Annotated in this window: 17 protein-coding genes and 1 pseudogene; all 18 read right to left on the bottom strand. The window is 35.6% G+C overall.

What is annotated here, in order from left to right:
- Positions 1-85: 85 nt before the first annotated feature.
- On the bottom strand, positions 86-634 hold the full coding sequence (locus L0B17_RS07350) for a sugar transferase (protein WP_235088874.1): 549 nt from the start codon (positions 632-634) through the stop codon (positions 86-88).
- Positions 627-1,586 carry a UDP-glucose 4-epimerase family protein gene (locus L0B17_RS07345; RefSeq protein ID WP_235088872.1) on the bottom strand — a complete coding sequence of 320 codons (960 nt, stop codon included), beginning with the start codon at positions 1,584-1,586 and terminating at the stop codon, positions 627-629. Before L0B17_RS07345 ends, L0B17_RS07350 begins: the two co-directional genes overlap by 8 nt.
- Positions 1,576-2,712 carry a glycosyltransferase family 4 protein gene (locus L0B17_RS07340; RefSeq protein WP_235088869.1) on the bottom strand — a complete coding sequence of 379 codons (1,137 nt, stop codon included), beginning with the start codon at positions 2,710-2,712 and terminating at the stop codon, positions 1,576-1,578. Before L0B17_RS07340 ends, L0B17_RS07345 begins: the two co-directional genes overlap by 11 nt.
- Positions 2,709-4,634 (bottom strand): asparagine synthase (glutamine-hydrolyzing), encoded by a 1,926-nt coding sequence (gene asnB / locus L0B17_RS07335; protein ID WP_235088868.1) that lies wholly within the window; start codon positions 4,632-4,634, stop codon positions 2,709-2,711. Before asnB ends, L0B17_RS07340 begins: the two co-directional genes overlap by 4 nt.
- Positions 4,635-4,636: 2 nt before the next feature.
- Positions 4,637-5,764, bottom strand: coding sequence for a glycosyltransferase (locus tag L0B17_RS07330; protein ID WP_235088861.1), 1,128 nt, complete (start codon positions 5,762-5,764; stop codon positions 4,637-4,639).
- Positions 5,736-7,010 (bottom strand): hypothetical protein, encoded by a 1,275-nt coding sequence (locus L0B17_RS07325; protein WP_235088860.1) that lies wholly within the window; start codon positions 7,008-7,010, stop codon positions 5,736-5,738. Before L0B17_RS07325 ends, L0B17_RS07330 begins: the two co-directional genes overlap by 29 nt.
- A gap of 77 nt (positions 7,011-7,087) precedes the next feature.
- Positions 7,088-7,817, bottom strand: a pseudogene (locus L0B17_RS07320) (IS5 family transposase).
- A gap of 448 nt (positions 7,818-8,265) precedes the next feature.
- Positions 8,266-9,183: a glycosyltransferase family 2 protein gene (locus tag L0B17_RS07315; RefSeq protein ID WP_235088858.1), complete on the bottom strand. Its 918-nt coding sequence runs from the start codon at positions 9,181-9,183 to the stop codon at positions 8,266-8,268.
- A gap of 62 nt (positions 9,184-9,245) precedes the next feature.
- Positions 9,246-10,073 carry a lipopolysaccharide biosynthesis protein gene (locus L0B17_RS07310; protein ID WP_235089676.1) on the bottom strand — a complete coding sequence of 276 codons (828 nt, stop codon included), beginning with the start codon at positions 10,071-10,073 and terminating at the stop codon, positions 9,246-9,248.
- A gap of 47 nt (positions 10,074-10,120) precedes the next feature.
- A complete protein-coding gene (locus tag L0B17_RS07305; RefSeq protein WP_235088856.1) occupies positions 10,121-10,771 on the bottom strand; it encodes an oligosaccharide flippase family protein in 651 nt (216 codons plus the stop codon).
- Positions 10,772-10,806: 35 nt separating this feature from the next.
- Positions 10,807-11,652: a 3-hydroxyacyl-CoA dehydrogenase family protein gene (locus L0B17_RS07300; protein ID WP_235088848.1), complete on the bottom strand. Its 846-nt coding sequence runs from the start codon at positions 11,650-11,652 to the stop codon at positions 10,807-10,809.
- A gap of 6 nt (positions 11,653-11,658) precedes the next feature.
- Entirely contained in the window at positions 11,659-12,219 is a 561-nt protein-coding gene (locus L0B17_RS07295) for a GNAT family N-acetyltransferase (protein ID WP_235088840.1), read from the bottom strand.
- Positions 12,203-13,171, bottom strand: coding sequence for a hypothetical protein (locus L0B17_RS07290; protein ID WP_235088837.1), 969 nt, complete (start codon positions 13,169-13,171; stop codon positions 12,203-12,205). Before L0B17_RS07290 ends, L0B17_RS07295 begins: the two co-directional genes overlap by 17 nt.
- Before the next feature lie 3 nt (positions 13,172-13,174).
- Complete coding sequence (locus tag L0B17_RS07285; RefSeq protein WP_235088836.1) at positions 13,175-13,864, bottom strand: WbqC family protein; 690 nt, start codon at positions 13,862-13,864, stop codon at positions 13,175-13,177.
- Positions 13,861-14,937, bottom strand: a complete 1,077-nt coding sequence (locus L0B17_RS07280; protein ID WP_235088835.1) for a DegT/DnrJ/EryC1/StrS family aminotransferase — start codon at positions 14,935-14,937, stop codon at positions 13,861-13,863. The genes L0B17_RS07285 and L0B17_RS07280 overlap by 4 nt, the downstream gene beginning before the upstream one ends.
- A gap of 3 nt (positions 14,938-14,940) precedes the next feature.
- Positions 14,941-15,816 carry a glucose-1-phosphate thymidylyltransferase RfbA gene (gene rfbA / locus L0B17_RS07275; RefSeq protein WP_235088834.1) on the bottom strand — a complete coding sequence of 292 codons (876 nt, stop codon included), beginning with the start codon at positions 15,814-15,816 and terminating at the stop codon, positions 14,941-14,943.
- Between the two features lie 60 nt (positions 15,817-15,876).
- Entirely contained in the window at positions 15,877-16,953 is a 1,077-nt protein-coding gene (gene rfbB, locus L0B17_RS07270) for a dTDP-glucose 4,6-dehydratase (RefSeq protein WP_235088830.1), read from the bottom strand.
- On the bottom strand, positions 16,953-17,981 hold the full coding sequence (locus tag L0B17_RS07265) for an NAD-dependent epimerase/dehydratase family protein (protein ID WP_235088828.1): 1,029 nt from the start codon (positions 17,979-17,981) through the stop codon (positions 16,953-16,955). Before L0B17_RS07265 ends, rfbB begins: the two co-directional genes overlap by 1 nt.
- Between the last annotated feature and the right edge of the window lie 10 nt (positions 17,982-17,991).

Below are 17,991 nucleotides of genomic sequence, written 5' to 3'. Positions count from 1 at the left end.
ACTACATGAAGTGTGACTAGTTTACATATACGAGCCAGTAAAGAATAAACACAAAAAATAAAATTTAATACTTACACTATAACTTTTACTTCACTGCATCACCGGAACCACTACCAGTAACGGTCATCAGAATATATTTAAAATATTTCGAAATAGTTAATCCATCAATCATTTGTCTATCTGTTTCGGCCAGAAGTTGTGGGGTGGACATATCGATATTCTTCACTTGGGCCAACCCTGTCACACCCGGCAGTACATTGTACACACCGAGAGCATCACGCTCGTTAATCAGATCCTCTTGGTTAAACAAGTTAGGGCGAGGACCCACTAAGCTCATTTCACCTTTAAGTACGTTAATCAATTGAGGGAGTTCATCAATTTTTGTCTTACGTAGAAAACTACCGAATTTAGTTATCGCTGCATTACTCGCTAAATGACTCGCTACAGATTGAGTATCGCGTGACATCGTACGGAATTTAATGAGTTTGAAGGCTTTTTTATTTTTACCTACTCTGACTTGTATGAAAATAGGCGAGCCAGTATCAAATAAACCAACAATGGTAACAATTAACAAAACTGGCCAAAGCAACAACAGGCCAAAAAAAGCGGCGAAAAAATCTAATAGTTTAATCATTTTTTTTACTCAATAAAAAAGCATCTGCAGTCTTTTTAAAGCCTTCATCAACGGATAGAGGCGGACTCCAACTTAGTAGTGTCTTAGTTTTTGATATATCAACGGTCAAAGAACCCGACAAACGATCTATAAAATCTTTTTTCCTCAGAATTTTAGCACAAATAGAAAATACACTAACAGGAATAGGCAACATAAAGCCTGACTTACCGCAAGCTTTCGATAACCGGCTGATTAAGTCTGCTGTAGATAAATCTTCATCGTCAGAGACTAAAAACACTTGATTTGCAGCATTAGGATGCTCAATGCAAGTAATAATCAAATTAACCAGATTATCAACTGACACCATGCTGCGTTTATTTTGGTTAAAGCAGGCAAAAGGTAAAGGTAACCCTTTTGAAGCCAAATTGAGTAAGGAGGCAAAATTAGCTTTTACTCCAGGACCATATACTAGAGGAGGTCGAATAATTACAATCTCCATCCCGGTTTGTTGCCCTAGGGCTAACAATTGGGTCTCAGCTTCAGACTTTGAAATACCATATGCATCTTGAGGATGATGGACATCATCAGCTGTAAAGGATTTGTCTAATGAAGTGGATTCACCATTAACTTTAATACTGCTGATAAAAATGAAACGTTTAACTCCGAAGGAAGCTGCTTGTCTTGCAAGTTTGAGAGTACCATAAGTATTAACGAGCCTGTAAGATTGAAGAGGATTAATCGTAGAGTCTTTCATAACATGTGCCCTAGCGGCCATATGTACGACAATATCTATTCCAACCAGAGCATTTAGAGCTTCAGTTTCATCATCAAATTCAACAGGGAAAAACTTATGGTTCAGTCCAGAAAAACGACGACCAATTTCCGTTATAGTGTAGCCCAGTTCATTCAAAGCTAAGCTTACAGTTGTGCCGACAAAACCGGTAGCACCTGTTATTAAAATATTATCTGACATTCGACACACCCTCTGTCAGTTCTCGATATAAATCTAAGTGCTTACTGATAACAGTTTTGATATCAAATTCCGATTCTGCTAGCAAACGACCTTCTTTTCCCATAGCTGAACGCATCTGATTATCCTTACAAAGCCGTCGTATCTCAGTAGCAAGTGATACGGCATCCTTAACATCAACTAAAATCCCTGTAACATTTGGAGTTATAGCGTCACGACAACCAGGAACATCAGTAGTAATTACTGCCCGACCTGCTGCACCGGCCTCAATTAATGACTTGGGTAATCCCTCACGATAGCTAGGAAGTACAACAATATTGGATTTTGCATAAGAATCATTAACGTTACTACTAAATCCCCAATATTCAACCAATCCGGAATCAACCCATGCCGCAAGCTGATGCTTAGTAATTGACTTGGGATTTTCGTCGAGATTACCTACTAGCACCATACGACAAACTACATCTTGTTCTTTTAATAAACGAGCAGCCTCAATAAACTCCAAAACGCCTTTATCTATAAGTAAACGTGCCAAAAGCATAACCACAGGAGCACCTTTAGGCTCTTCAATAACTTGATACTTATCAAGCTCAACACCTGAACCTCTAATAATTAAAGCCTGTTCTGCATCTATGATGTTATCGGACTCAAATAGCTGTTTATCGGTAGGGTTTTGGAAAATAACTCGAATATTTATACGTTTTAATGCCAAACGATAAAGGAAAGCAACTAACGTTCTAGTAATAGTAGCCTTTACTCCCTCAGATATAAAAATATAACCTAACCCAGATATTGATGCCACTAGCGGGATTGTTGAGAACCTTGTGGCTAATCCACCATATAAAACAGGTTTTATTGTAATAGCATGCATTAGGCTAGGATTAATTTTTCTAACTAGCTTCCTTATAGACGAAAACGTTTTATATTCCTGAAGAAGAGATGTCCCATTTCGCACAATAGGCAATTCATGAAGTACAAAACCATGATGATGCAATGCTTCACCTTTCTTAGTCATTTGACAAGCTACATGAACTTCATAACCCTGCTGCTTAGCAGCAAGAGCAATAGGAAGACGATGAGATAAAAAAAACCAATCGACGTTTACGATGAACAATAGCTTTTTTTTCATTTGTGATGTTTCTCGTACCAAACCTGAAACATGAGTACATCCCAAAGCAAATATTGCCAGTTACGTTTACCTGATTTGTGCTCATCCCATTTATTAACCACAAGATCAGCATCAAAAAAACCTTCATTTATTAATCTATCTTTATCGAGTAAATTATCAGCCCAATCTTTTAAGGGGCCTCTTAGCCAGCTATCCAAAGGTACACCAAAACCAACCTTAGGCCGTTCGATTAATTCTTTGGGAACATATTTGTAAAGAATTTTTCTCAAACAATCCTTAGTAACACCATTATTTAATTTTGTTTCAAAAGGCATTTTCCAAGCATGTTCAAAAACGGTATGGTCCAAAAAAGGAACTCGAGTTTCAAGGGAGTTTGCCATGGCTGCTCTATCAACTTTAACAAGAATATCATCGGTCATATAAGAAATTGTATCTAATGCCATCATCTCGCTAATAGGATTCGACAAATGTGGCTTTCTGGCAGGATCGGTTATTGCTGTTAAAGGCTCTTGTGATTTAAGCACCATGTCTTCAGGGTTTTGCCAATGAGAGACTAAACTTTTATATAACTCGTCTACACTACTACAAGTAATAACACCAGCAGCTTTATGGAGTTTATCGCCAAAATTAGCCATTCTCCAACCACTTGGAAGTAATAAATTAAATTTATTCCAGTTATCAGGAGTGACTAACAATAGTCCTTTCGACAAAAAATTACGCATAAACAATGGTATTAGACTCAACTTACTCCAAAGCTTAGCAGTCATAAGATAACGATTATAACCACAGAATAGTTCATCACCAGCGTCACCAGAAAGAGAAACTGTGACATGCTTTCTAGCCATTTTAGAAACTAAAAAAGTTGGGATCTGCGATGAGTCAGAAAACGGCTCATCATATATATCCGCTAATTGTTTTACTACATTGAGCGCATCTTGATCGCTGACATAAAGTTCAGTATGTTCGGTACCAAGATGCTTAGCAACACGTTTAGCATGTTCGGCCTCATTAAAAGCCTCTTCAGTAAAACCTATAGAAAAAGTTTTAACAGGTCTATCGGACAAAGATTGCATCAAAGCAACGATCAATGAAGAGTCTATGCCTCCGGAGAGAAAAGCACCTAGCGGAACATCAGCCATCATTTGTCTACTAATAGCTAGCTTTAACGTTGTTTCTAATGAATCAATCGCGACAGTATTTGATTCGAAACTGTTACCTTCTTCAACAAACGAATCGCGAATATTCCAATATTCTTTAATTTCGAGTGCATGACCTATTTTCTTTAAGAAGGTACCAGGCATCAACTTAGAAACACCTTCATATATGGAATAAGGCGCAGGTATATAATTATGGCGCATTAATAATGCGAGCGCGCCCCTTGATATTTCAGTTTTAAAATCAGGATGAGCTCTCAAACTTTTAAGTTCTGATCCGAAAATAAACATATTATCTAAAGTTGAATAATAAAGAGGCTTTTCGCCAAATCGATCACGAGCAAGATATAGTGCTTTTTCATGTTTATCCCAAAGCGATATGGCAAACATACCTATAGATTTTTTTAATGTAGTTTCTAAGCCCCAAAGCTCAATACCTGTTAATAACGTTTCAGTATCTGAATGACCAAACCATTGAACGGGTTTCTCTTTCTCAATTTCTATTCTAATATCAAGATGATTATAAATTTCTCCATTAAAGGCGATTACATAGCGTCCGGAATGTGAAACCATGGGTTGGTGTCCAGCAGGAGATAAATCCACAATGGCTAAACGACGATGTGAAAGGCCTATCATATCTTCATTGCAACTCCAAACCCCTGAGCTATCAGGCCCGCGAGATAATATTGACATCCCCATTTCATCTAGAATTGAGTTAACATTCTCAGGTAAACTTTGCTTATATAAAAAGCCAGCGAAACCACACATATCTAATTACCTACCATCATTTTTTTGTATAATTTATTATACTGGGATGTTGTTTTTTGAATACTAAAATAATCATTTGCTCTTTTCTTAGCTAAACGACCTAACGCAATACGTTGTGCACTTGATAAAATAAGTAGTTGATTTATGGAAAAAGCAATACTTTCTGAAGTAATATGTTCAGATAAGACTCCTGTGTTACTTAGAATAAATTCAGCATCACCGGCTTTTGTCGATGCACAGCATAAACCGTGACTCATTGCTTCCCCTAATACATTAGGGAAACCTTCAGTTCTGGAATGCAGGCAAAAAATATCGAATAAACAAAACCATCTAGAAATATCTGATTGCTCACCTACTAAAATAAACTTGCTAGAAAATCCACTTTTTTTAATAGGGTTCATTAAGAGTGAATTATTGATATCTATCTCTCTCCCTACCATTAAGAACTTTACATCAGGATTATTAGGAGCAACTAACAAAGCTGCTTGCACAAATAAATCTTGAGCTTTATCTTGACTGAAACGCCCTACAGACCCGATTACAATATCAGAAACAGTAATACCTAAACGCTCTCTTTCACGAAATACCTCTAATTCGGATAATTTTTGAGGATCACATGAGAAACCATTTCCAATGACTATCATTTTTTTTCTGGAATACCCAATTTTCACATGAAAATCACGAGCAGCTTCTGCAACACATACTATTTTAGAAGGAATGAAATAAGAGAGAAAAGAAAGAAGTTGGCGAATGACAACTGTAGAAAAAGAACCTTTCTTTAAATGTGTAGTACGGACCCCCCAAATAACGTTTTTTACCCCAGCTAACTTAGATGCTATCCCTCCAATAAGGTCTGCATGATAAAGCCAAGAGTGAATAACATCAGGCTTATCCATAATAAATATATTTTTTAACAGATTGATACTTTTTATTACATTTCGAAGTGTCTTAATATTTAAAGAATAAACATCCACCCCCTCCTTTATTAACTCACCAGCAATTTTCCCAGATGTAGTTAATGAGAAAATCTTAATATCATAATCATCTTTTGTATCAATAACTAGTCGTTTAAGAGCTGTTTCAGCTCCTCCAACATCTAAACTAGTTATTATATGATAAACTTTCATCATTACGACCCTTTATGTCTATTACAAACAAATAAACAACCAAAAAAATAAGAGCCCTTGATAAATAATTTTGATATAAAAAAGGCTCCTTTATTTCAATAATAAAAATGAATAATATCATTACTTTCCAAAAATATGAACCATAAGGTATCCTTTTAGGTAACCATGAATAAAGAACAAAGAACAAAAATAAATAAACAAGCATTGTTAGAGGAAGACCAATAGCAGCTAATGTTTTTAAATAACCAGAGTCACTCCGATAAAGTAAGCAACCTTCGAAGCAACCGAAGCCTAATGTTAAATATTGAACACGGTCAGGAAATGTCAACATACTCATAAGTTCTTTTGTTGACTCGCTACTTGCACCATCACCTGACATCAAATTATAAAAAACCTCGAAAGCAAAAGGAAGAATACGTTGAATTTCATTTTCAAAATAATAAAAACAACCAAATAAAATCATTAACAATAAAAAACTAAAAATGACAAACTTAGGTTTGAACTTAAAAAACTCTATAGCGAACCAAAAAAAAATAAAAAACATACCTAACATAAGTCCAGTTCTAGCTATAAACATTTGAGATACTAATATTATTAATGAAAAACAAAGTGCTTTAGTGGGGATAATATACTTTGCCCGACTAGCAATCAAACCAAGTACCATACAGAATGCCATAAAAACTGAGGTGCTAGCACCACCAGCTGCGGCCAAGCCTCGTAATCGCCAGTCCACACTTTCATAGTCTATATTAGAATTTATATTTTGATATAAATATGACTCCAAAAAAACTCTGAAATCAGGAATAAGAAATGAAAAAATAACAATCATTGCATTTAATGTAGCTATATAAAAAAACATTTTAAAAACATGATACACGTTAAAATTAAATTTAATAAGAAATTTAGAGAAAAAATAAGAAAAAAACAAAGAAGCCACTGCATTAATAGCGATCTTAAAGAATACAAAACTACCATCAGAATAATCAAAAAAAATTTCTATAACCGCAGAATAAAAACCTAAGAACAAAATTATAAATGCACACAAATAAATATGAAATTTTACTTTAAAAGAGACCTCACAACAAAAAAAATAAGAAGCCGCACCCAATAACATAGAGAAAATAGCTAAAGGAACCTTTTTAGAACTTAAATCTAATCCTGTATTAAGTAAGTAGAATAAAAAAACAAAAAAGATTAATGAGTATAAAAAGAAACCAAATTGAACATTATCATTATTTTCAGAAGTCATACTTTACTCACGTTTAACACTAAATTAATGAACTTTAACTAACTAGAGGCAGTTGATCTTTCACATTGGCAACAAAATTATAGAGCAGCTAGAGACAGCAGGCTTTCAAAATTAATTTTCAATTTATCATAGCGGGTCGCTATAGCTCTAAAATGCTTGAGCAGAGCAAAAGCATTTTCAACTAAATGCCGATATTTGTATAAACACCAATCTATATCGCCATTTCCTTGCTTCGAATTTTGTCTTCTAGGGATCACTGGCATTGAACCACATTCACGCACTTTATCTCTAATAGCTTCACTGTCATAGCCTTTGTCTGCAATAATGAAATGACTTTGTGGCAATAGCTCAATAAGGGCATTAGCTGCTTTGCTATCATGAACTTCTCCACCAGTAACAATGAATTCTATCGGTAAACCATAGCTATCTACAGCGAGATGGATTTTGCTTGTATTACCACCACGACTTAGCCCAATTGCTTGCTTTTCATCGGATGATGCACCTGAACTGTGTTGATGGGCTTTTACATAAATTCCATCAATAAATTCCCATTCAGTATCACTATTAGTCGATAATGTTTTGAACAGTCTGAGTAAAATATCTTTTCTTGACCACAGTAAAAAGCGACGATAACTGGTATTCCATAAGCCAAAATTCAGGTAAATCTCGCCAAGGGCAACTGACACGCAATCGTTAAAGGATCCCTTCCATCGTAAATCGATGCTCTTACTTGTTATAAACTCTATCATCAAGCAGAATAGCTTTTAGCTTAGACCACATCTCATCAGTGAGCATTAATCGGGGCATGGAAATCCCGTTGTATTTGTTTTTGGCGAAGTGAATTATACGAGATTACCTTCTTAGCACAAAGTTCAAACAAAGATCAACAGCCCTAAACCCCACAAATCAGGTTTGATGTAATTAGTTCAGCAAAAATAAAATTTGGTAATTTCATTTACCACTTTAATAATAAATAACTCATGTATTAAAATGGCATTTCAAATAAATTAAAATGATTTATAATAAAAGCCACTGGTCTTGAAATTAAACTATTATTAATAGCTAAAGCTTAAAAAAATACAAGCAAGTATTCTGTTAATGCTTACATTTGTAGTATTGAACTACAAGCATTGCAGATTTCATCCTTTGATATATTATTTTTACAATAAAGAGTGGCTAGATAAAACCCTATATACAGAAGTGAATTTAATTAGAAATAAAAACTCAAGCCGTTATTACCTAAACTTAACACTTTTCAATTAGAATCACTTGGAAGTTTCAATTTTAAAATAAATTCTTTGTTTTTTAATAGCTCATAAAAGGAGCTAACATGTAGTAATTTATAATTTATTTGAAGCATAAAAAATAGATCTCGGTATTTTTTACTTTTCAACAATAATAGTAAAATTAGTAATGATGCACAGGAAAGCTCTCTTTTATATCTTGGGTATTTCTCATATAGATACTCAATTGTTTGCCCCATAATTCTTTTCGTCGTACCTCCTTCACTAGCGATCCCAATACCTGCTCGGTAAACGCCATAAACTTCATCATTACAAAATGAAGCATATCCATCACGAATAATTTCTACATTTGCTAAATAATCTAATACAGGAAAAGAAGGAGAATGATTTAGTCTACACTCGGAACGATACATTACAGAACTGTGTAAACCAATAGTAATATATTTCATCAGTTCGCTTTGAGTATACTTTTTTGAACAGATCGATTTATTTAAATTATCATATTTTATTTTACCTGTTGTTGCGCTTAGAATACCCATCCTATGCCAAACTAAATTAACGTCATGGTTACTATCTAAATATGAAGCCTGCGACTCTAACTTTCCAGGTAAGCAATAATCATCACCATCAACATGGCAAATATAGTCCCCTACTGCTTGCTTATGCACTGCTAAGTAATTCTCAGAACCTCCGACGTTGATTGAGTGGTAAATCGGCACTATCACGTGAGGATATCTAGAATAAAAATCAGCAAGGATTTCCTTAGTGTCATCGGTTGAGCAATCTTCCCCGACAATAATTTCAAATTTAAAACTAGTTTTTTGATCAATGATACTTTGTAAACATTTAGCCAAATATTTACTATGATTGTATGTAACAACACAAACAGAGACCTTGGGTCTTACGGATAACACTTCATGATTAATCAAAATTTATTCCCAGAACACAATTAGATATAAGTTACTAATAAAAACATGATAATCTATAGCTTCTAATAAGACATTTTATACTTTGATGAAATAAGTCTAAATAACCCAGTTCTAAAATAACAAGAACTTAGCACTGCAAGCATAAGAGTAATTAAAGAAACAATAATAATTAACACGAACTCTGAAAACCTCGAGGTTGATATATAATACGTATTAATTAGATATTTTGAGAAATATACAGTCATCGCAGGTGCTGCGACTACTTTAATGATGTCTGATAACATCCACTTATAATGCAAGCCTGGCTCTAACTTATGATGTACGTAACCCGCCCAGCTCACTAAATAAAGCACGTTAACGGCTAGCCATGCATACCCAGCTCCAACCGCACCATAATAAGTAGCGGCAACGATAATACTCGGGATTAATACAACAGCCATTACAGCATTACCAATTAAGTGATAACGTAAGTTACCCTTAGCATACTGTAAATAATATGGAAATGCAGACACAGCTAAAAATCCATTGCCAATAACATATAAAGTAAGTGTCAATGAAGTGTTTCGGGCTAGTTCACGATCACCTGTCCACACATATAACAAAGACTCAGCAAAAAAAGCGATTACAATCGCTGCAGAACCACATATTACGCTCACTAGTTGTGTAGCGTTTCTATAAACGATCAAGAGTTCTTGGTGTTTACCCTCAGCATGAAGGCGTGCCATTCTTGGCATTATAGAGCTACTAATTGGACCGCTTATAATCATTACACCGCCAGCTACAAGTACCGCCATGGTAAAATACCCATATTCTGCAAGGGGCAAAATACCAGATAGTATTAACTTATCTGTTTGTGTAACCAATACCCACACCGCGGATGTAAAAGCGATTGCTAATGAGAATTTTAAAACAGGTTTGATTGGTGAAAATGAAAAACCTATGGCTTGCGGTAATTTTTTTTGCTGGGTAGGGTAAGTGTCGCTTTTGCATAAAGAATTAGTAACTCTAAAATGGCTACAATGAGTTGATGTACAAAAAAAACGGTCGGCGTAAAACCGTATATCCACATTGAAATAAATACGCCGATAAAACGTAACGTGGCAATAATCGTATTTACGACACTAAGCCACACCAATAACTCACACCCAGTAATAACACCACGGTATAAACCAGTCATCCACCTTAAAGCGACACTTACAGCCATAATTTGGACTGAAAATATAACCTCATCAATTGGAATAGTATCAACTTTTAACCATTTAACTGCTATTGAAGCTGCTAAAAACCACAGTATAATTCCGCCAAGCAATGCTATTGTAATAAATATACCACTTAGAGCACGGAATAACTGCCGATAATCAAGCGCACTCATGCTGGCACCACAATAACGGGCAGTCTCTCTACTGATAGTAGGCGTTAGACCAAGATCAAGTAATGCAAACCAGGCTTGTAACATAGCAAAAAAACCGACTAAACCATATGCTTCAGCCCCCATGTACTTTACATAAAGAGGAAGTATTAATATACCAACTCCGGTAACATAAAGTTGACTAACATAGTTTGCAATTATATTTTTTTTCAGCGACATAAACTATCAAACTTTACCAACATAAAAAAGTTCACTTAATAAGTATAAAAACCTTGGCTACTTTTTCTGCCTAGCTTATTAGCTAAACACATTTTTTTTAGCGTATATGATGGTTTATATCTATGCTCACCAGTTTCTGCGTACAAAGTATCTAAAATTGCATAGACCACATCAATACCTATTAAATCAGCAAGCTCCAACGGCCCTATTGGATGGTTAGCTCCTTGCCTCATTGCGGTATCAATACCTTTTAATGTCGCGACACCACAATCTAGTAAATTCACAGCCTCATTAATCATAGGCATAAGTAAACGATTTACGACGAAACCAGGATACTCATCAACCACGATTGGTGATTTCCCTAAGTCTTTTGCGAGATTTAAAACGAAATCTACTGCGCTTTGTGATGTATTAAAACCTTTAATAACTTCAACCAACTGCATAATTGTTGCAGGGTTAAAAAAGTGCATCCCGACAATTTGTTCAGGGTATAGGTAAGAACTGGCCAATTCAGTTATAGACAAACTTGAAGTATTTGTAGCGACTATCGTCGTATCTTTACTGTAAATTGCTATATTTTTGATGATATCTAATTTGACATCGATATTCTCAGATACTGCCTCAATAACAAACTGTGCTTCGTTTACACTTTTATAATGATCAGAGAAAGTAATCCGGTCCATCAAGTCTGTCGCAGTATCGCCATCGGTCAGATTATTACGCTTTTCATCTTTTTTTGCTAGACGCTCTAAAAAGGCACGCTTGTCAGTCTCTTTGGCTAAATCCTTAACAATTACCGTAACATATCCTTTGTTTTTACTTAACAGGTAACAAATACCTAGCCCCATTGTACCAGCCCCAACCACTACACTTTTCAGCATCTTTAACTATCTCCAATAATCATTTTCTATCAAGAACTCTTTATAACGATCAGCTGTAATACCTACAACTACTTTGTCATGAAAGGCTCCTTTTCTAAAGAACCAGCTTTTTTTGATACCTTCGATTTCCCAGCCGCATCTTTTTTGAAAAAAGTTTATTGATACTTTATTTGTTGCTATCATATCGCCATCTAAACGTACTAAGCCTAGCTCGTCGAATGCATAGCGCATAATCGTCATGACTGCATCTAAGGCATAACCTTTTCCGCGAGTATCTTTATTCCCAAGGCTAACACCACTAAAGGCGTTGCGATTTTTCCAATCTATGTTGACTAAGTTTATTGTACCAATCAAACCGTGTTCAGGTGTCTCAATAGCAAAGTTTTGGTTTTTTGGATCATTATTATTTATATTTTTTATCCAATTTTCAGTACTAGTGCTAGAGTAAGGAAAATGCCACCCTCCGAGACCTTCCCAAATTTCTGGTTCATTAGCCCATTGATGTAATAACGCTAAATCTTCCATTTCTATTGCTCGCAAAGTGACTACTTTACCTTGAATATTCATTTTCTATCCTCTGCTCTATAATATCGGATAATGCTTGCACATCATCTTCTTCTAATCTTTCATCAATGGGTAAAAACAAGGTATTTTGAAACATATCTACCCCAACCTCACCACTGAATTCACTTTGCCAGTAACGAGGTAAATAAATAGCATTATCAATAAGCTGTTTGTAAACACTTTCAACGCCATGGCTAATTTTTAATGGATAACACAGCGGTACTTGATGATTAATCGGGAGTTGTAATTGGTTTAGTGATTTAAATTTGTTATATAAAATCTTATAGTTACGCTGTCTTTTTTCTTTAATTAGATTAATGTCAGCACAGTTGATCAAGAATGCAGATATTACTGACATTTTTTTTGGTATAAAACATTCAAGCGCTTGCTCTGCCTCTAAAAACTGGCTATATCCTGCTTGCACATAGCCTGCTGCGCGCAGCAGTAAGTGACCACAATTTTTACTTGCATCATAACAATCATCAGGCATATCAATATTGATTGACGTTCGTAGTAAACCACCATCTGGTATACCTAAAAATTTACGTGGTGAATAAATACTTGTAGTGCCCTCTATGTGTTCACAAAATAAAGCTTGTGAATTATCAACAATAAAAAATTCGGGTTTTGTTGTGGTTAATATTTTAATCTGCTCTGAAAGCAAGCCAAAATAGTTCACGACTAATATTTTACTCTCATGCGTACTTATACATTCAGAGATATTAGCAGGCAGCAACAGCTCATTAATAGAATAAAATATAACATTGATATTTAATGATTCAAGGGCTGGAAAAATACTGTCGCAAATATAATTTGGCACATACAGCGTTTTAATTTTTACGGTATCTAAGTATGCATATAAAGCAGAACGTGCTGATTGAAACCGATATGCTTTAACATCTAACTGAGTGTTCAAACTTGTCAGTGAAAGTTGGTTGTAGCCACCTATAGCCATTTATTAGACCAACTTATATTTAGACAGCATATCGATAACATCAGCTTTACTGTTATACATAAGTACATCAATCATAGATAAATGAGGAATGAATTCGTTTGTATTCTGTAAGTACTCGTACTTTTCAATTTCAATAAACGATAAACGAATTTTATTTTCAGCAAAATATTTTTTATCGTAAAGTGATTTTCCGCCTGGGCTATTTATATATTCATTTGATTTTAAAACATCAGCCATTGCTATCAACTTATCAGCTGCAGACAAATCACGGTTATACTCAAGTTCACTTGAAAAATAAAAGTCTTTATTAATACCTAGATACTCAAATACTACTGAAATGCTTTTTGCACAAATATGATCTATACGCCTATTCTCATCGCTCAATACAGATACAATAAGTGGAAAAACATGCTCAAAATAAGGTGTTTTCTTATAACTCTGTTCGATTGTTTTAAGCACTTTTTTAATATTCGAATCGAAATTGAGTTCATTAATCAGTGTGTTTGATGATAGGCCTGGCACTGGAATAGTAAAACGCTGAGCTTTACCATTAGATAAAATATTATTACGGTTTATATAGCCACCTTTTATAAAGGTAACATCATCGTAAAAAACAAATTTTTCTACAGCATTAACCAGTTGGTAATAGCCCAAATAAGGAAATAAATAAGGCTGCATTACGGCAAAACTCATAGTACTTCCTTAATAACGTCAGTGACCGCTATCACATCATTAACACTCATAAAGTTATGCAAAGGTAAACAAATTACCCCGCCAGCTATCTTCTGGCTATTAGCGCAGCCGAAACTTTTTTGTTGGTCATAGGCTAAATCAAGTGAAGGTGTAAAATAACGGCGGCATTGAATATTATTTTTAGCCAGAGCTTGCATTACATCTTGCTGTTTTTGCACACACGCGATGAAAATAGGCATATAAGCACCATTAAAATTGGCTTGCGCATGCCATTGAGGTAATTCTACAATACCATTTAGCTCATTGGTGTAAATTTTAAATAACGCTGCGCGATGCTTTATTACACCGTCTATATCATCAAGTAGCGTTAGTCCTACAGCACATTGGTATTCATTAAGTTTAGCATTAATTCCTGGCTCACCTAATGAACCATCTGCTTGTATTCCAAAATTAATAAGTTGCTTTGCTTTATCAAAATCTGTTCTATGCTTAAAAACTATTGCTCCTCCTTCAACGGTGTGAAACACTTTGGTTGCATGAAAGCTTAACGTACTTGCATCGCCAAAATTCAGTACAGACTGCTCACCGACGTTAATACCGAAGGCATGTGCAGCATCGTAAATCACTTTTTTATTGTGTTTATTTGCCACATCTGCAATACCATTAACATCACATGGATTACCATAAACATGAGTTGCAACTACGCCATCATAGTTATTATTTTGCTGCAGCGCATCATCAAGCGCTATTGGACATAAATTATAACTATTCATGTCAATATCACTAAATGCCATATCAATACCTTGCCATAACAATGAGCTTGTTGTTGCTACAAAGCTAAATGGAGTCGTAATTGCGGAGTTAATATTTAGTGCTTTACATGCAACTTGAAGTGCTAATGTCCCGTTTGATACAAGCAGTAAGTTTTGAACACCTAAATATGCTTCAAGGCGTTTAGTTAATTGCTCATGTAATGGGCCGAAATTTGTGTACCAGCTACTATCATTGACTTGAACTAAATACGCGTTTAGTTTTTCTAAATCTGGGGGAAGTGGTTTATTGAGTGCTATCATAATTTACTCTTTTATGAGTTCCATTAAATAGTGGCCATAGCTATTCTTTAAAAATGGTTTGGCTAATATATTAATTTGTTGCTTACTTAACCAGCCATTATTAAATGAAATCTCTTCTAAACAAGCTATTTTATAACCTTGACGTTTTTCGATAGTCTCAACAAACTGAGCTGCTTCAAGTAGGCTTTCATGGGTACCTGTATCTAACCACGCAAAACCTCGTCCAAGTATTTCAACATTCAATTTATTTTGCTGTAAATAAAATTCGTTAACACAGGTAATTTCAAGCTCTCCTCGTTCTGAAGGCTTAACCTGTTTCGCTATTTCAACGACAGAGTTGTCGTAAAAGTATAAACCCGTTACTGCAAAGTGTGACTTGGGTTTAGTAGGTTTTTCTTCAATCGAAATCGCTTTTTGATTTACATCAAACTCTACAACACCAAAACGCTCAGGATCTTTTACTTGATAACCAAATACGGTAGCACCTTGTCCACATTTAGCATTTTGGACAGCGTGTTTTAATTTTGATGTAAAGCTTTGACCATAAAAAATATTATCCCCAAGCACTAAGCATACATCATCGTTTCCAATAAACTGTTCACCAAGAATAAATGCTTGAGCTAATCCATCAGGGCTAGGTTGTACGGTATAGGTAAGCTCAATTCCAAATTGTGAGCCATCACCTAACAAACGCTTAAATGAATCGCAGTCCTCTGCTGTAGTAATGATTAATATCTCACGTATACCGGCTAGCATTAACACTGAAAGTGGATAATAGATCATGGGTTTATCATAAATGGGTAAAAGCTGTTTTGATACGCCCATCGTTATCGGGTAAAGCCGAGTACCAGAGCCCCCAGCTAAAATAATGCCTTTCATAAATAATCCCTAAAATAAACTTTTTATCTGTAATCGTTCAACAACATAATCAATTATCGATTAGGTAGTAATACCTAGCCGTTCACGCTGGTAACTTCCGTCCTGTACATGTTGGCACCATGTTTGGTTATCCAAGTACCATTGAATCGTTTTGCGTAAACCCGTTTCAAAGGTCTCAATAGGGTTCCAGTTAAGTTCATTACTCATTTTGCTGGCATCAATAGCATAACGACGATCGTGGCCAGGTCGGTCGGTTACATAGATAATTTGCTCGGCATAAGGGCTATCTTTAGGCACTAAAACATCTAAAATACTACAAATAGTTTGTACTACCTCAAGGTTTTGTTTTTCGTTATGGCCACCTATATTATAGGTTTCTCCGACCTTGCCTTCGGTAACCACTTTGTATAATGCACGAGCATGATCTTCAACGTATAGCCAGTCACGAATTTGATCACCTTTGCCGTAGATTGGAAGTGATTTGCCTTCTAATGCATTTAGAATTACTAAAGGAATTAACTTCTCAGGAAAATGGTACGGACCATAGTTATTGGAGCAATTAGTTACAAGTATCGGTAAACCATAGGTACGTAGCCAGGCTCTGACTAAATGGTCACTTGATGCTTTTGATGCCGAATAGGGGCTGCTCGGAGTATATGAGGTCGTTTCTGTAAAGAGGGTTAGCTCATCTGAACTGTTCACTTCATCAGGGTGAGGTAAGTCACCGTACACTTCATCTGTAGAAATATGATGAAAGCGGAATGCTTTCTTCGCTTCGTCTGACAATTCGTTCCAATATGCTCGAGTCGCTTCAAGTAACGTATAAGTGCCTACAATGTTGGTTTGAATAAAGTCAGATGGCCCGGTGATTGAACGGTCAACGTGAGATTCAGCGGCGAGGTGCATTACGGCATCAGGCCTGTATTGTTTAAAGACTCGATCTAATTCAGCACGATCACATATATCGACTTGCTCAAAAACATACCGGTCACTTGACTCAATATTGACCAATGACTCAAGATTACCGGCATAGGTCAGTTTATCAACATTGATGATGCAGTCCTGAGTGTTATAAATAATATGACGAACGACAGCAGAGCCGATAAACCCTGCGCCACCTGTTATAAGTATTTTCATTATTTAGAACCTAAAAACTCTATGTACCAAGGCATTGCTTTAGATATTCCTTCAAGAATCTTGTATTCTGGTTGATACCCTAGAGCATTTTGTGCTTTTGATATATCAGCTTGTGAATGACGAACATCACCAGCTCTAAAATCTCTGTATATCGGTAATTTTTTACATTCAATACCGTTGGCCATTAATGCTTCGCTAATACTTCCATATAAGGTATTTAGTGTTGTTCTATCTCCCACCGCAACGTTATATACTTGATCTTTAGCTGTATCAGCAGCAGTAGCAGCTAGAATATTCATTTGAATCGTATTTTCAATAAAACAAAAATCACGACTAGTTTCACCATCACCATTTATAAACACGTTTTCATCCATGATCATATCTGCTATCCATTTCGGTATAACTGCAGCGTAAGCACCATTTGGATCTTGACGTTTACCGAAAACGTTAAAGTAACGTAATCCGATCGCTTTAAATCCATAAGTACGAGCGTATACACCTGCATAAAGTTCATTTACGTATTTGGTAACGGCATAAGGAGAGAGTGGATTACCGATATTCTTTTCAATTTTGGGTAATGCTGGATGATCCCCATAAGTAGAGCTAGAAGCAGCATAAATAAAACTTTCTACTTGCTCCTCTTTTGCAGCGTGAAGCATGTTCAAAAAACCAGTGATATTAACTGCATTAGTAGTTATAGGGTCAGAAATTGAGCGAGGCACAGATCCTAGTGCGGCTTGATGAAGCACATAGTCAACGCCTTTCAAGACTTTTTCACAAACAGAATAATCGCGAATATCTCCTTCAATAAAGCGAAAACGTGCCCATTGCTCTACTGTAACTAAAGACTGAACTTCATCAAGGTTGTGTTGATGACCTGTCGAAAAGTTATCTAATCCTACAACCGTTTGATTTAATTCAAGCAATTTTTCTAACAAATTTGAACCAATAAAGCCAGCAACTCCCGTTATTAACCATACTTTTGGGGTGGTTTGTAATTGTACTTTTATTTCACTATAAGGAGACATTGATATTCCT

The sequence above is a fragment of the Shewanella sp. OMA3-2 genome (assembly GCF_021513195.1).
Classification (GTDB): domain Bacteria; phylum Pseudomonadota; class Gammaproteobacteria; order Enterobacterales; family Shewanellaceae; genus Shewanella.
This window is presented reverse-complemented; position numbering and strand designations above follow the sequence as displayed.

Bases quoted from the DNA above. Each gene is read 5' to 3' on its own strand.
- L0B17_RS07350 (WP_235088874.1), bottom strand. From the start codon at position 634: ATGATTAAACTATTAGATTTTTTCGCCGCTTTTTTTGGCCTGTTGTTG.
- L0B17_RS07345 (WP_235088872.1), bottom strand. From the start codon at position 1,586: ATGTCAGATAATATTTTAATAACAGGTGCTACCGGTTTTGTCGGCACA.
- L0B17_RS07340 (WP_235088869.1), bottom strand. From the start codon at position 2,712: ATGAAAAAAAAGCTATTGTTCATCGTAAACGTCGATTGGTTTTTTTTA.
- asnB (WP_235088868.1), bottom strand. From the start codon at position 4,634: ATGTGTGGTTTCGCTGGCTTTTTATATAAGCAAAGTTTACCTGAGAAT.
- L0B17_RS07330 (WP_235088861.1), bottom strand. From the start codon at position 5,764: ATGATGAAAGTTTATCATATAATAACTAGTTTAGATGTTGGAGGAGCT.
- L0B17_RS07325 (WP_235088860.1), bottom strand. From the start codon at position 7,010: ATGACTTCTGAAAATAATGATAATGTTCAATTTGGTTTCTTTTTATAC.
- L0B17_RS07305 (WP_235088856.1), bottom strand. From the start codon at position 10,771: ATGTCGCTGAAAAAAAATATAATTGCAAACTATGTTAGTCAACTTTAT.
- L0B17_RS07300 (WP_235088848.1), bottom strand. From the start codon at position 11,652: ATGCTGAAAAGTGTAGTGGTTGGGGCTGGTACAATGGGGCTAGGTATT.
- L0B17_RS07295 (WP_235088840.1), bottom strand. From the start codon at position 12,219: ATGAATATTCAAGGTAAAGTAGTCACTTTGCGAGCAATAGAAATGGAA.
- L0B17_RS07290 (WP_235088837.1), bottom strand. From the start codon at position 13,171: ATGGCTATAGGTGGCTACAACCAACTTTCACTGACAAGTTTGAACACT.
- L0B17_RS07285 (WP_235088836.1), bottom strand. From the start codon at position 13,864: ATGAGTTTTGCCGTAATGCAGCCTTATTTATTTCCTTATTTGGGCTAT.
- L0B17_RS07280 (WP_235088835.1), bottom strand. From the start codon at position 14,937: ATGATAGCACTCAATAAACCACTTCCCCCAGATTTAGAAAAACTAAAC.
- rfbA (WP_235088834.1), bottom strand. From the start codon at position 15,816: ATGAAAGGCATTATTTTAGCTGGGGGCTCTGGTACTCGGCTTTACCCG.
- rfbB (WP_235088830.1), bottom strand. From the start codon at position 16,953: ATGAAAATACTTATAACAGGTGGCGCAGGGTTTATCGGCTCTGCTGTC.
- L0B17_RS07265 (WP_235088828.1), bottom strand. From the start codon at position 17,981: ATGTCTCCTTATAGTGAAATAAAAGTACAATTACAAACCACCCCAAAA.